Origin of the sequence: Nocardioides sp. SR21 (assembly GCF_022761125.1) — a bacterium.
In the GTDB taxonomy this organism is placed as follows: domain Bacteria; phylum Actinomycetota; class Actinomycetes; order Propionibacteriales; family Nocardioidaceae; genus Nocardioides.
On record NZ_JAKWJR010000004.1, the window covers coordinates 392,629 to 406,581 of the forward strand.

At 72.5% G+C, this 13,953-nt stretch carries 11 protein-coding genes; 10 read left to right on the forward strand and 1 reads right to left on the reverse strand.

Annotated elements, in window-relative coordinates; genetic code table 11:
- Positions 1 to 2 precede the first annotated feature (2 nt).
- A complete protein-coding gene (locus tag MJ604_RS10270; protein WP_243058245.1) occupies positions 3 to 3,338 on the forward strand; it encodes a BTAD domain-containing putative transcriptional regulator in 3,336 nt (1,111 codons plus the stop codon).
- A 4-nt stretch (positions 3,339 to 3,342) separates the two neighbouring features.
- The gene (locus MJ604_RS10275) at positions 3,343 to 4,509 is read left to right on the forward strand and encodes an MFS transporter (RefSeq protein ID WP_243058246.1); all 1,167 of its coding nucleotides are present in this window, start codon (positions 3,343 to 3,345) and stop codon (positions 4,507 to 4,509) included.
- A 3-nt stretch (positions 4,510 to 4,512) separates the two neighbouring features.
- Here MJ604_RS10275 and MJ604_RS10280 read toward each other — a convergent pair whose 3' ends face one another.
- Positions 4,513 to 5,091: a cob(I)yrinic acid a,c-diamide adenosyltransferase gene (locus MJ604_RS10280; RefSeq protein ID WP_243058247.1), complete on the reverse strand. Its 579-nt coding sequence runs from the start codon at positions 5,089 to 5,091 to the stop codon at positions 4,513 to 4,515.
- Positions 5,092 to 5,308: 217 nt separating this feature from the next.
- On the opposite strand from MJ604_RS10280, the gene MJ604_RS10285 reads away from it, so the two are divergent.
- The 8 genes from MJ604_RS10285 (at position 5,309) to MJ604_RS10320 (ending at position 13,889) form a co-directional block, all read left to right on the forward strand.
- Entirely contained in the window at positions 5,309 to 5,617 is a 309-nt protein-coding gene (locus tag MJ604_RS10285) for an STAS domain-containing protein (protein WP_243058248.1), read from the forward strand.
- Positions 5,618 to 5,700: 83 nt separating this feature from the next.
- Complete coding sequence (locus MJ604_RS10290) at positions 5,701 to 7,701, forward strand: protein meaA (RefSeq protein WP_243058249.1); 2,001 nt, start codon at positions 5,701 to 5,703, stop codon at positions 7,699 to 7,701.
- Between the two features lie 20 nt (positions 7,702 to 7,721).
- Positions 7,722 to 9,170, forward strand: coding sequence for a PAS domain S-box protein (locus MJ604_RS10295; RefSeq protein ID WP_243058250.1), 1,449 nt, complete (start codon positions 7,722 to 7,724; stop codon positions 9,168 to 9,170).
- Positions 9,167 to 10,663 carry a PAS domain-containing sensor histidine kinase gene (locus MJ604_RS10300; protein ID WP_243058251.1) on the forward strand — a complete coding sequence of 499 codons (1,497 nt, stop codon included), beginning with the start codon at positions 9,167 to 9,169 and terminating at the stop codon, positions 10,661 to 10,663. The genes MJ604_RS10295 and MJ604_RS10300 overlap by 4 nt, the downstream gene beginning before the upstream one ends.
- A 33-nt stretch (positions 10,664 to 10,696) precedes the next feature.
- Positions 10,697 to 10,900, forward strand: coding sequence for a hypothetical protein (locus MJ604_RS10305; RefSeq protein WP_243058252.1), 204 nt, complete (start codon positions 10,697 to 10,699; stop codon positions 10,898 to 10,900).
- Positions 10,901 to 10,942: 42 nt separating this feature from the next.
- Positions 10,943 to 11,467: a ferritin gene (locus MJ604_RS10310; RefSeq protein WP_243058253.1), complete on the forward strand. Its 525-nt coding sequence runs from the start codon at positions 10,943 to 10,945 to the stop codon at positions 11,465 to 11,467.
- A gap of 36 nt (positions 11,468 to 11,503) precedes the next feature.
- The gene (locus tag MJ604_RS10315; RefSeq protein ID WP_243058254.1) at positions 11,504 to 12,409 is read left to right on the forward strand and encodes an FAD-dependent oxidoreductase; all 906 of its coding nucleotides are present in this window, start codon (positions 11,504 to 11,506) and stop codon (positions 12,407 to 12,409) included.
- 46 nt (positions 12,410 to 12,455) lie between these two features.
- Positions 12,456 to 13,889 carry a PAS domain S-box protein gene (locus MJ604_RS10320; protein ID WP_243058255.1) on the forward strand — a complete coding sequence of 478 codons (1,434 nt, stop codon included), beginning with the start codon at positions 12,456 to 12,458 and terminating at the stop codon, positions 13,887 to 13,889.
- The last annotated feature ends 64 nt before the right edge of the window (positions 13,890 to 13,953 follow it).

The window sequence follows — 13,953 nt, forward strand, 5'->3', positions numbered from 1 at the left end:
GCGTGGAGGTGTCCGTCCTCGGTCCGATCGAGGTGAGCCTGGCCGGAGCGCCGGTGGATCTCGGCACACCCAAGCAGCGGGCGCTGGTCGCCGCGCTCGCGCTCTCGCGGGGCTGGCCGGTCTCGGTGGACGCCATCGTGGACCTGCTCTGGGAGGACTCCGCGCCGCCCGGCGTGACCGCGACGCTGCAGGCCTACGTCTCGCAGCTGCGCAAGGTCATGGAGCCGAACCGCGAGCGCCGTGCGCCGGCGACGGTGCTGGTCACGGTCGCGCCCGGCTACGCGCTGCGGGTGCCCGAGGAGAGCGTCGACGTCGAGCGCTTCCAGCGGACCGTCGAGGACGTCCACCGCCGGGTCCAGCCGCTCGGGTGGGGCCGCTCACCGTTCGACGCCGGGCAGCTGAACGCCGAGCTGGCGGCCCTGGACGGCGCACTCGCGCTCTGGCGGGGAACGCCGTACGCCGAGCTCGGGGACGCCGACGCCGCCGTGGCCGAGCGGGTCCGTCTCGAGGAGCTGCGCCTGGTCGCCCTGGAGGACCGCGCCGTCGTCAGCCTCGCGCTCGGGCACCACGCGACCGTGGCCGCGGAGATGGAGGCGCTGATCGCCGCCCATCCGCTGCGGGAGCGGATGTGGGCCCTGAACGCGCTCGCGCTGACCCGCTCCGGGCGGCAGGCCGACGCGCTGGAGGTGCTGCGCCGGGTCCGCGAGGTGCTCGACGAGGAGCTCGGCCTCGAGCCGTCGGCCGAGCTGCGCGACCTGCAGACCGCGGTGCTGCGCCAGGATCCCGAGCTCGACTGGGTCGCCCCCGACGCGGGCTCTGCTCCCGTCGCCGCGCCGGCCCCGGCCGCCGCGACCCCGGCGCCCCACCCGTCGTCCGAGCAGGTCGCGCCGTGGCCGATGGTGGGCCGCGACGCCGACCTCGAGTCGCTCGTCGACGTGGTCCAGGCCGCCGAGCGGGGGCAGCCGTCGTACGCCGTCATCACCGGCGACCCCGGCATCGGGAAGTCGCGGCTGGCCGCCGAGCTGATCCTGCGGACCCGCCAGCGCGGGCTGCGGGTGCTGGTCGGGCGCTGCTCGCAGGACGACGGCGCCCCGCCGCTGTGGCCGTGGAAGACCGTGCTCGACGGGCTCGGCGTCAGCCTGCTCGACGACGAGCTGGCCGCCGAGGGTGAGAGCGGTCAGTTCCGTGCGTGGGAGCGGATCGCGGGCGCGGTCCGCGAGGCCGCGCGGGACGAGCCGTTGGTGGTCGTCCTCGACGACCTGCACTGGGCCGACGCCTCGACGTTGCGGGTGCTCCGGATCCTGATCGAGACCACCGACCAGGCCAGGCTGCTGGTGGTGACGACCTGGCGGACGCACCCGGAGCCGACCGGCGTGCTGGCGGAGGTGGCCGAGGCGCTGGCCCGGATGCACGCGCTGCGGCTCCAGCTGTCCGGGCTGCCGCCCGAGCAGGCGGCGACGGTGTTCGAGAGCGTGACGAGCCGCGAGCTGGACCCCAACGACGTGGCGCTGCTGAGCGCGCGGACCGACGGCAATCCCTTCTTCCTGGTCGAGTTCGCGCGGCTGGCGGGGGAGCGCGGCGAGCGCAGCGCCGCCTCCGAGGAGCTGCCGACCGCGATCACCGAGGTGCTCAACCGCCGGTTGCTCCGGCTGCCCGAGCAGACCGTGACCGCGCTCCGGGCCGCCGCCGTGATGGGTCGGCAGTTCGACACCCCGACGCTGGCCCTGGTCACCGGGATCGACGAGGACGACCTGCTCGACGTGGTCGAGCCGGCGCAGGCGGCGGGCCTGGTCCGCGAGGACGGCATCGACCAGTACCTCTTCGCCCACGCGCTCGTCCGCGACACGCTGCGTGGCGGGCTGAACGCCAGCCGTCGCGCGCGGGTGCACGCCCGTGTCGCCGAGGCGCTGGGCGACGTGCCCGGTCGTGAGACCGAGGTGGCCTGGCACTGGCACCAGGCGGGGCCGTCGTACGCCGACCGTGCCTGGCGCGCCGCCGTGGAGGCTGCCGGCCTGGCCCGCCGGTTCTACGCGTACGACGAGGCCGCCGAGCTGCTCCAGAGCGCGCTGGTCTCGATCGAGGGCGACGGCCAGGCGACGCTGCGGGACCGGTTCGACCTGCTGATGGCGCTGACCGACGAGTACCGGTGGGCGGCCCAGCTGCCCGGCCTGGTCGCGACCGTCGAGCAGGCGATCGTGGTCGGCAAGCAGCTGCGCGACCCCGAGGCGGTCGCCCGGGCCGCGATCTCGACCACGGTGGGCGTGCTGTGGCGCTCGGGACCGCCCGGCGGGATCAACGAGCTGGTCGTCGACGCGCTGCGCGGCAGCCTCGACCGGCTGCCGCCCGAGGACTCCGCGCTGCGGTGCCACAGCATGCTGGCGCTGGCCAACGAGATCGACACCTCGATGGCCTACGAGGAGCGCCGGGCGCTGTGCGACGAGGCGCTGGCGATGGCGCGCCGGCTCGACGACCCGGTGCTGGTCATGGACGCCTGCCAGATCTCGTTCGTGGCGCTGTGGGTGCCGCGGACGGCGCCGCAGCGGCTCGAGCTCATCACCGAGGCGATGGAGATCGCCCGGCAGGCCGGCCGGGAGCGGAGCTTCGTCGTCTCGGCCTGCCTGCGCTCCGCGGTCCTCAGCGAGCTCGGCCGCCGCCAGGAGCTGTTCGAGGCCGTCGAGGTGGCGCGTCGCGAGGCCGAGCGGCTCCGCATCGCCTTCGGCGAGACCGTGCTCGACGGGATCGTCGTGCCCTGGCTGGCGATGGCCGGCCGGTTCGACGAGTGCGACCGGGTCATCGAGCACCTGCACCGGGTGTCGAGCCGGCTGTCCCACACCAACGCCGACGAGTCCGTGCTCAGCTCGATGCTCGCGCTGCGGTTCTGGCAGGGCCGCTCGCTCGAGATGGTCCCCGTGCTGCTCGAGTTCGAGAACACGGGCTACCCCTTCGCGGCGAGCGTCGCGCTCTACCTCTGGCGCGCGGGCGAGCACGACCGGGCGCGGGAGTACTTCGCCGAGCACGGCGCCCCGCTCGACCACGAGAACGAGATCTCCCTGCTCGCGTGGTGCCACGGCGCCGCGATCGCGCTGCACCTCGGGGAGCGCGACGTCGCGGCCGGCGCCTACGAGCGCCTCACGCCGTACGCCGGCCGCGGGTGCTGCGCCGGGTCCGACCTCGCCTCGGGTCCGATCGACGGATACCTCGCGATGGCGGCCGCGGCGGTGGGCGAGCGGGACCTCGCCGCCCAGCACGCCGACACCGCGCTCGCGCTCAGCGAGGCCTGGGACATCCCACTCTTCGGTGCCTGGGTTCGGGAGATGCGCGAGACCTACGGATACTGAGCGGGTGCCTTCCCTCCTCCACACGCGCAACGCGGTCGCGGCGAGCTTCGCGCTCAACGGCTTCTGCTTCGCGACCATGGTCTCCCGGCTGCCCGACATCCGCAGCGGGCTCGAGCTCGACAACGCCTCGCTCGGGCTGCTGCTGCTCGCGATCTCGCTCGGGTCGGTCATCGCGCTGCCCCTCAGCGGGCGGCTGATCGACCGGTTCAGCGCGTCGATGGTGACCCGGTTCGGCGCCGTGCTGGTGTGCGCCGGCCTGACCGTCGCGATGACCGGCGTCGTCACCGACATGATCGCGCTGGCCGCGGTCGGCCTGTTCATCGACGGCATCGGCATCGCCACGTGGGACGTCTCGATGAACGTCGAGGCCGCGGAGGTCGAGCGCCAGCTCGGCCGCACGATCATGCCGCGCTTCCACGCGGGCTGGAGCTTCGGCGCGTTCGCCGGTGCGGGCATCGGCATCCCGATGGCCGCGGTCCACGCGCCGCTGGTGCTGCACGTGGGCGGCTTCGCGGCGCTGGCCGCGCTGGTGGCCTGGCGGATGGCGGCGTCGTACCTCCCGGCGCAGGAGGAGCACCCGGACAAGCCTGCCGCGGGCTCCTGGTCGCCCTGGAAGGAGCCGCGCACGCTCGCCATCGGTGTGATGGTGATGGCGTTCGCGCTCTCCGAGGGCGCGGCCAACGACTGGCTCTCGCTGGCGCTGATCGACGGGTACGACGTCGCGCACTGGGTCGGCGTCGCCGGCTTCACCGTGTTCGTGATCTCGATGGTCGCGGGCCGTCTCTACGGCCCGGTGGTGCTCGACCGCTACGGCCGCTCGCCGGTGCTGTGGGGGAGCGCCGCCGCGGCGTTCGCCGGCATCCTGATGATCGTGTACGGCGACCACGTGGCCGTCGTCGGTCTCGGCATCGTGGTCTGGGGCCTCGGAGCCTCGCTCGGCTTCCCGGTCGGCATGAGCGCGGCCGCGGACGACCCGCTGCGCGCCGCCCGCCGGGTCAGCACGGTGTCGACGATCGGCTACACGGCGTTCCTCGCCGGCCCGCCGCTGCTCGGCCTGCTGGCCGACCACATCGGCACGCTCGAGACGCTGCTCGTGATCGCCGGCCTGATGGTCCCGGCCGCGGTGACCGTGTTCGCGGCCCGCGAGCGCGGCGACCGCCTGCGCGCCTAGACATCACACCTGGCGCTCGCCCCCCGGCACCCACAGGACGTCGCCGTTCTCCCGGTTCGCGTGGCGCGCCAGGATGAACAGCAGGTCGGAGAGCCGGTTCAGGTAGGTGATCGCGAGCGGGTTCATCGTGTCCGCGTGCACCTCGTGCGCCGCCCAGGCGGAGCGCTCGGCGCGCCGGGTGACGGTGCGCGCGACGTGCAGCAGCGCGGCGCCGGCGGTGCCGCCGTTGAGGATGAACGAGCGCAGGTTCGGCAGCGACTCGTTGTAGTGGTCGCACCACGCCTCGAGGCGGTCGACGTACGCCTGCTCGATGCGCAGCGGCGGGTACTCCGGGTCGGGGACCACCGGCGTGCAGAAGTCGGCGCCCACGTCGAACAGGTCGTTCTGCACCGTGGTCAGCACCGCGACGACGTCGTCCTCGAGCCCGCCCTGCGCGATCGCGACGCCGAGGTGGGCGTTGGCCTCGTCGACGTCGGCGTACGCCGCGAGCCGCAGGTCGGTCTTGGTGGTGGTGCTCATGTCGCCGAGTCGGGTCTGCCCGCCGTCGCCGGTGCGGGTGTAGATCCGGGTGAGGTTGACCATGCCCGCCAAGATATCGGCACGGTGACCGGACGGTGTATCTGGCGCCGGGCCTGCCGCTCCTCTCCTCCGGGCCACGCCATCAGGACACGACACGGCGGAAAAGTTCCGGCACGCGAAGCAACCGATCGGCCCTCTCGCGCGTCATTATCAGTAACAGGACCATCGCGAGATGGCGCTTACCGGGGGTTCTCAGGACCCCGGAGGGACGGGGTACACCATGGAGATCCTCACCGACGGACCGGTTCTGCACCTCAGCGGTGACTTCGACGTGCGCAGCACGTGGGAGGTCCGCACCGCGATCTACGAGCACCTCGAGGGACACGACGAGGACGTCGTCGTCGACCTGACCGAGGTCACCACCATCGACATGACCGCGCTGAAGGTCCTCGCGGTCGCCACCCGCCGGGCCAGCGCCGCGGGCCACCACCTCACGCTGCGCGGCTGCGGCCCCGCCGTACGCCGGATGCTGCACCTCTCCCACCTGATCCGCATCGTCGAGGTCGAGCGGGTCGCCGTCTCTGCTTGATCCAGGGCATCGAACCCGGGCACTGATGTTGCAAACCCCACAGGCGGTTACCAATCGGTAGCCGCCGCCCTACTCTCGGTCCCATGACGGAGAAGGATCGTCCCTGGGTGATGCGGACGTACGCCGGGCACTCGACCGCCGCGGCGTCCAACGCGCTGTACCGGACCAACCTCGCCAAGGGCCAGACCGGTCTGTCGGTCGCCTTCGACCTCCCGACCCAGACCGGCTACGACCCGGACTCGCCGCTCGCGCGCGGCGAGGTCGGCAAGGTCGGCGTACCGGTCCCGCACCTCGGCGAGATGCGCCGGCTCTTCGAGGACATCCCGCTCACCGCGATGAACACCTCGATGACGATCAACGCCGTCGCGATGTGGATGCTCGCGATGTACCAGGTGGTCGCCGAGGAGCAGAACCCCGACCTCTCGCCCGAGGACGTCGCCGCCCAGCTGGCCGGCACCACCCAGAACGACATCATCAAGGAGTACCTCTCCCGCGGGACCTACGCGTTCCCGCCCGAGGCCTCGATGCGGCTGATCGCCGACATGATCGCCTACACGGTCCACCAGATCCCGAAGTGGAACCCGATCAACATCTGCAGCTACCACCTGCAGGAGGCCGGGGCGACGCCGACGCAGGAGCTCGCCTACGCGTTGAGCACCGCGATCGCCGTGCTCGACCAGGTGAAGAGCTCCGGCCAGGTCAACGACGAGGACTTCGAGAAGGTCGTCGGCCGGATCTCGTTCTTCGTCAACGCGGGCGTCCGGTTCATCGAGGAGACCTGCAAGATGCGGGCCTTCGTGCAGCTCTGGGACGAGATCACCCAGGAGCGCTACGGCGTCCAGGACCCGAAGATGCGCCGGTTCCGGTACGGCGTGCAGGTCAACTCCCTCGGCCTCACCGAGGCCCAGCCCGAGAACAACGTCCAGCGCATCGTGCTGGAGATGCTCGGCGTCACGCTCTCCAAGAACGCCCGGGCCCGCGCGCTGCAGCTGCCCGCCTGGAACGAGGCGCTCGGCCTGCCGCGGCCCTGGGACCAGCAGTGGTCGCTGCGTCTGCAGCAGGTGCTCGCCTTCGAGTCCGACCTGCTCGAGTACGACGACATCTTCGACGGCTCGCACGTCATCGAGGCCAAGGTCGCCGAGCTGGTCGAGGGCGCCCGCGCCGAGATCGACCGGGTGCAGGCGATGGGTGGGGCGATCGCCGCCGTCGAGTACATGAAGTCCGAGCTGGTGTCCTCGCACGCCGCCCGGCGCGCTCGGATCGAGGCGGGCGACGAGGTGATCGTCGGCGTCAACAGGTTCGAGACCACCGAGCCGTCGCCGCTGACCGCCGACCTCGACGGCGCGATCATGGCGGCCGACCCCGAGGCCGAGAAGACCGCCCGGTCGAGCGTCGAGGCGTGGAAGGCCCAGCGTGACGAGGGCGAGGTCGCCGAGGCGCTCGCAGCGCTGGCCGCGGCCGCGAAGACCGACGCGAACCTGATGGCGCCGACCCTGGCCGCCGCCCGGGCCGGCGCGACCACGGGGGAGTGGGCCGCGACCCTGCGCGAGGTGTTCGGGGAGTACCGCGGCCCGACCGGCGTCACCGGCGCGGTCGTGGTCGAGGCGGGCGCCGAGCTGACCGCGGTCCGCGAGCGGGTGAAGTCGACCGGCGAGGAGCTCAGTGGGAACACGGGCGGCCGGCTGCGGCTGCTGGTCGGCAAGCCCGGTCTCGACGGGCACTCGAACGGCGCCGAGCAGGTCGCCGTACGCGCCCGGGACGCCGGCTTCGAGGTCATCTACCAGGGCATCCGGCTCACCCCCGAGCAGATCGTCGCGGCCGCGGTGGCCGAGGACGTGCACTGCATCGGGCTGTCGATCCTGTCCGGCTCGCACATGGAGCTGGTGCCCGACGTCCTCGACGGCCTGCGGGAGGCGGGGCTGGGCGATGTGCCGGTCATCGTCGGCGGGATCATCCCCGAGTCCGACGGCCGCCGGCTGCTCGAGCTCGGCGTCGCGGCGGTGTACACACCCAAGGACTTCGGCCTCACCGAGATCATGGGCGGCATCGTCGACGTGATCCGCAGGGCCAACGATCTGGACTGACTTCGCCCTAGACTCCGCTCATGGTGCACCAGGTGGCGCCGAGGGATGCCCTGCTCAGGCTGTTCGAGCAGGCCGACGACGCCCGCGTGCTCGCGGATGTCGACGGAGTCGTGGTCCTGGTCAACCAGAGCTGCGAGGAGCTGGTCGGCTGGAGCCGCGACGAGCTCGTCGGGAACCCGGAGCGGCTGATCGTGCCGCCGCACCTGTACGACGAGTACGCCCGGCTGCGCGAGCTCATGGTCGCCTCCGACTCGCACGACGCCGTACGCCTGAACCTGCGGGCCGCGCACCGCGACGGTCGCGAGCTCCCGGTGCGGCTGACCGCGCGGCTGATCCACCTCGGTACCGACCGGCTGCTCTCGTACGTCCTCCAGCCGCGGGCCGACACCGGCGCCGACACCGGCTTCCGTGAGCTCCTCGACGCCCTGATCGACGGCAGCGTCATCGTCGACGGCGACGGCCGGATCGTGATGGCGAACGAGCAGGTCGAGGCGCTGTTCGGCTACCGGGAGGACGAGCTGGTCGACCAGCCCGTCGAGGTCCTCGTGCCCGAGGCGGCACGGGAGGGACACGATGCGCTCCGGCACGGGTTCACCGGGCGCGCGCGGCGGCGTCCGATGGGCCGGGGCAACCGGGTCCTCGGCCGGCGCAAGGACGGGTCGACGTTCTCGGTGCAGGTGCTGCTGTCGACGATCGGCAGAGGTGAGGACGTGCTGATCTCGGCCACCATCCGCGACCTGACCGGGGTCGAGGAGCTGATGTCGCGCAACGACGAGCTGCGGGAGCAGTTCCTCGCCACCGTCTCGCACGAGCTGCGCACGCCGCTGACCACGATCATGGCCAGCTCGGAGATGCTCATCGACGCGCTCGCGACCGTGGCCGACCCGGAGGCGCGCGAGCAGGCCGAGGCGTTCACCGAGCGCATCACGCGGGCCGCCCGCCGCGAGCTGACCCTGATCGACGACCTGCTCGCGCTGACCTCGATCGAGGCGTCGGAGGAGCAGGTCGGGACCGGGCTGTGCGACCTCGGCCTGGTCGCCCAGGGTGCCGTCGCGCACGTGCGCGACCGCGCCGGCGGCCGTGGGCTGACGATCGACGTCGTCGGGACCGGCACGCCCGTGCTCGTCTCCGTCCAGGAGAGCTGGCTGGTGCGGGCCATCGGTTGCCTGCTGGACAACGCCGTGAAGTTCACCCCGCCCGGCGGAACGGTGACCGTCGTCGTCGGCGCCGGTGACGCGGCCACGCTGGAGGTCTGCGACACGGGGCCGGGCGTGCCCTCGGGGGAGCAGGAGCTGATCTTCGGCCGCCTCCGCCGTGGGGAGGACGCCGTGCGGGCCGAGACGCAGGGCGCCGGCCTGGGCCTCACCATCGCCCGCTCGATCGTCGAGGCGGCCGGCGGCACGCTGGTCGCCGTACCCGGTGACGGCGGCCGGTTCCGCATGTCGCTCCCGCTCGCGGGGCCGCGTTGACGGCGGGCGAGGGCGCGAGCCTCGGGGAGGCCCTGCGCGCGCGGGTCGGCGACGCGATCTACCAGCTCTTCGACGAGGCCGACGAGGCGCGGCTGCTGATGGGCACCGACCGCGGGATCGTCCTGGTCAACCAGGCCTGCGAGCGGATGTTCGGCTACGCCCGCGACCGGCTGGTCGGCCAGCGGGCGCGGATGCTCACGCCGGAACGCCTGTTCGAGGACTACGACCGCGTCTACGTCCGGCTGGTCGAGGAGGGCGCCAAGCGCACGGTCAACGTCAACCTGTGGGCGGTCCGGGAGGACGGCGACGAGTTCCCGGTCCGCGTGGTCTGCCGGCTGCTGCGGCCGTTCGACGACCACCCGCCGCTGCTCTCGCTGGTGATCGCCGACCGGTCCGACCCGGACGACGATCCGCTGGGCTTCTTCCTCGACACGGTGCACAGCGGCAACGTGATCGTCGACGGCTCGGGCCGGATCGTGATGGCGAACGCCCGGGCGCAGGAGCTGTTCGCCTACGAGAAGGACGAGCTGGTCGGCCGGCCGGTCGAGCTGCTCGTGCCCTCGGCCCAGCACGCGCGGCACGTCTCGCTGCGCGAGGGGTTCAGCGGCCAGGCCCAGCGGCACGAGATGGCCCAGGGCAACCGCGTGGTGGGCCGGCGCCGCGACGGGTCGACCTTCCCCGTCCACGTCGAGCTGTCCACGATCGGGACCGACCACGACACGCTGATCTCGGCCTCCGTCCGCGACATGAGCGCCGTCGAGGAGCTGCAGTCGGAGGCCGAACGCCTCAAGTCGCTGTTCCTGAGGACGGTCTCCCACGAGCTGCGGACCCCGCTGACCTCGATCCTCGGCAGCGCGGAGATGCTCGCCGACGAGGTGGCGGCGGTCGACGACCCCGACCTGCGGGACCGCCTGTCGTGGCTCACCGGGATGATCCTGCGCGGGGCGCAGCGCCAGCACGACCTGGTCGAGGACCTGCTGACGCTCACCAGCGTGGACCGCGGCGAGGCGGACCGCGGTGATTGCGTCACCGACCTGACGGTGGTGATCGAGAACGTCGTCCACGAGTACCGGGCGGCCGCCGTCGCCGTCGGCGTGGACCTGCTGGCCGAGACCTCGGACGTGCCGATCCTCGTGCGCGCCGACGAGCACTGGCTCACGCGGGCGATCGACCCCCTGGTCGCGAACGCCGTGAAGTTCACCCCCCGAGGCGGCCGCGCGGTGATCACCGCCGGGTGGACGCCTGGCGAGGTCTGGCTGGAGGTGGCCGACACCGGCCCGGGCATTCCCGAGGAGGAGTGGGAGCAGGTCTTCGACCGGCTGCACCGGGGCGCGGCCGCGGTCGAGGCCGAGGTGCCGGGCGCCGGCCTGGGCCTGGCGATCGCACGGTCGGTGGTCCACGCGAGCGGCGGCACGCTGGCCGTCGTACCGTCGCGCGAGGGCGCCCGGCTGCGGATGACGCTGCCCGGCATGGACGCTGAGATGATGAGGTAAGGCTCTCCTAACTCCTGTGCTACCGTTCCGGCCGTGGGCAAGAAGAAGGACTCCAAGTCGACGGTGGCGAAGCTGCCGAAGATCGAGTGCTGCGAGTCCAAGACCAAGTGCGGTCGCTGCCCGCTGCGGATGCTGAAGGAGGGCACGCTGCCCTCGGGGTATACGGTCAAGAAGCGCAAGCTGGTTCGGGTGGACGGCAAGAAGGTCACCAAGAAGAAGCTCGCCAAGGCTGCCTGATCCGCCTGCCCCCTGATCACTGCTGACCCCGAGGAGCACCCCGTGGCCGCCCCCCGCTTCGCCGAGCAGCTCAACGTCCAGATCGGCAACGAGCTCTCCGCGCACAACCAGTACCTCGCGTGCGCGATCCACTACGACGCGCTGACGATGCCGCAGATGGCGGCGTTCTTCTACGCCCAGGCGCTCGAGGAGCGCGCGCACGCCATGATGATGGTGCAGTACCTCCTCGACACCGACGCGGAGGTGGCGATCCCCTCCGTCGAGGCGCCGGTCAACCAGTTCGCGGACGTCGTGGCGCCGGTCGAGCTCGCGCTCGAGCAGGAGAAGCGGGTCACCGAGCAGGTCAACGGGCTGCTGCGCATCGCGCGCGAGGAGTTCGACTTCGCCTCCGAGCAGTTCATGCAGTGGTTCATCAAGGAGCAGGTCGAGGAGGTCGCCACGATGAGCGACCTGCTCGCGGTGGTGAAGCGCAACGTCGACGACGTCGAGGACATCGAGGAGTACGTCGCCCGCGAGCAGAAGGGCGAGGGCGCCGACCCGACCGCCCCGCGCGAAGCCGGGGCGTAACACCCGAGACCGCCGACTCTGCGACACACTGCACCCATGTCGCAGCGCGTGATCGTCGTCGGAGCGGGCGTGGTCGGCCTGACGTGTGCGGTCCGGCTGCTCGAGGCCGGGCACCGTGTCGACGTGGTCGCCCGCGACCTCCCGCGCGAGACGACCTCCGCGGTGGCGGCAGCGCTCTGGTACCCGTACCGCGCGCTCCCGCGCGAGCGGGTGGTCAGCTGGTCGCGGACGTCGTACGCCGTCTTCGACGCGCTCGCGGACACCGATCCCGAGTGCGGCGTCCGCATGATGCGGGGCACGGAGGTGCTGCGCGGTCCGCAGACCGACCCGTGGTGGAACGCCGCGCTGCCCGAGCTGGAGGCGACGCGGGACGTGCCGGACGGCTGGAGCAGCGGCTGGAGCTTCACCACGCCGGTCGCCGACATGCACGTCTACCTGGACTGGCTCGCCGGGCGGGTCACCGAGCTCGGCGGCACCATCACCCGCCTCAACCTCGGCGCGCTCCCGGGCGGCCTGGTGGTCAACTGCTCGGGCCTCGGCGCGCGGCTGCTCGGCGCGGACCGGACGGTGGTGCCGGTGCGGGGGCAGGTCGTGTACGTCGAGCAGTTCGGGCTGGACCGGTGGTGGCTGGACAACAGCGGACCGACGTACGTCGTGCCGCGCGCGCACGACATCGTCGTCGGTGGCACCGACGTCGAGGGGGAGTGGTCGCGCACCCCGCTGCCCGAGGTCGCCGAGGACATCCTCACGCGCGCGGCGCGGCTGGTGCCGGAGCTGCGCGGGGCGCGGGTGCTCCGTCACAAGGTCGGACTGCGGCCGGTGCGTCCGGCGGTGCGCCTGGAGCGGGTCGGCGACGTCGTCCACTGCTACGGGCACGGCGGGGCGGGCGTGACGATGAGCTGGGGCGTCGCCGACGAGGTCGTCACACTGCTGGACCGGTAGTCGTGGCGCCCCGGGCAGCGGTTCGACTGCGGCTAGGGTCGGGCGCGTGGACGAGCACACCGGGGCGCTGCTGCGCAGCGTCCTCGACGCCGCGCCCGACGCGGTGGTGATCGCCGACCCCCAGGGTCGCATCGTGCTCGCCAACGCGCAGTGCCTCGACGTCTTCGGCAAGTCGGCCGACGAGCTGATCGGCCAGACGATCGAGGTGCTCGTGCCGGCCCGGTTCCGAGACCGGCACCCCGCGCAGCGCGACGGCTTCGCCGCGCACCTGCGCCCGCGGGGACTGCTCCGGCTCGCCGCGGTGCGCGCGGACGGCACCGAGTTCGCCGCGGAGATCTCGCTGTCGCCGGTCACGATCGAGGAGGAGCAGTACGTCTCCGCCACGGTGCGCGACCTGACCGAGCGGATCCTCGCGGAGGAGCGGTTCCGGAGCCTGCTCGAGGCCGCTCCGGACCCCACGGTGATCATCGACCGCTCCGCGGCGATCGTGCTGGCGAACAACCGGGTCCGCGACGTGCTCGGCTACGAGCCCGGTGACCTCGTCGGGCAGCCGGTCCCGGCGATCGTGGCGCAGCCGGGCGAGGAGGAGCTGCTGCAGCGGATCGAGACCTATCTGGTCGCGCCCGAGGCGGTGCCGATGGGCTACTCCCAGGAGTTCCGGGCGCGGCACCGCGACGGGCACGACTTCCCGATCGAGATCTCGCTGTCCCCGGTCGAGACCGCCGACGGCCTGATGGTCTCGATCGCGATCCGCGACATGTCCGAGCGCATCGCGCTGGAGGCCGAGGCACAGCGGGTCCGCGACGAGCTGATCGCGACGGTGTCGCACGAGCTGCGCACCCCGCTGACGTCGATCATCGGGTACGCCGAGCTGATGCGGGACCTCGACGAGACCGACCTGAGCCGTCGCGCCCGCACGCAGCTCGCGATCATCGAGCGCAACGCCGCCCGCGAGCTGCAGCTGGTCGACGACCTGCTGACCATGGCGTTCATCGAGGGCAACCGGCTGCGGATCCTGCGCTCGCCGGTCGACCTCGGCGAGGTCGCCGGCCGGGTCGTGGGCGACCACGCGCTGGCCGCCCGCGAGCGCGGCCTGCACCTGAACCTCGAGCGGACCACGGTCCCGCTGGTGCTCGGCGACTTCTACCGGCTGGTGCAGGTGCTGGAGAACCTCGTCACGAACGCCGTGAAGTTCACCGACCCCGGCGGCCGGGTCGACGTGCGGATCAGCGAGGAGGGCTCCATGGGCGTCCTCGAGGTCCGCGACACCGGCGTCGGCGTGCCGGCGGAGGAGCGGGCCCGGTTGTTCGAGCGGCTCTACCGCGGCCCCGCGGCGGTCGCCGCGCACACCCGGGGGGCCGGCCTCGGCCTGTCGATCGTCGAGGCGATCGTCCAGGCGCACGGCGGCTGGGTCGTCCTCGACAGCGAGGTCGGCGTCGGCACCGTGGTCCGCGTGGCCGTGCCGTTCGCCGACGTTTAGATGTACCCGGCCATCAGGTTGGTAGCCGGCTGATCGGCGGGAGCCCGTCGAGTGCGCTGTGGCG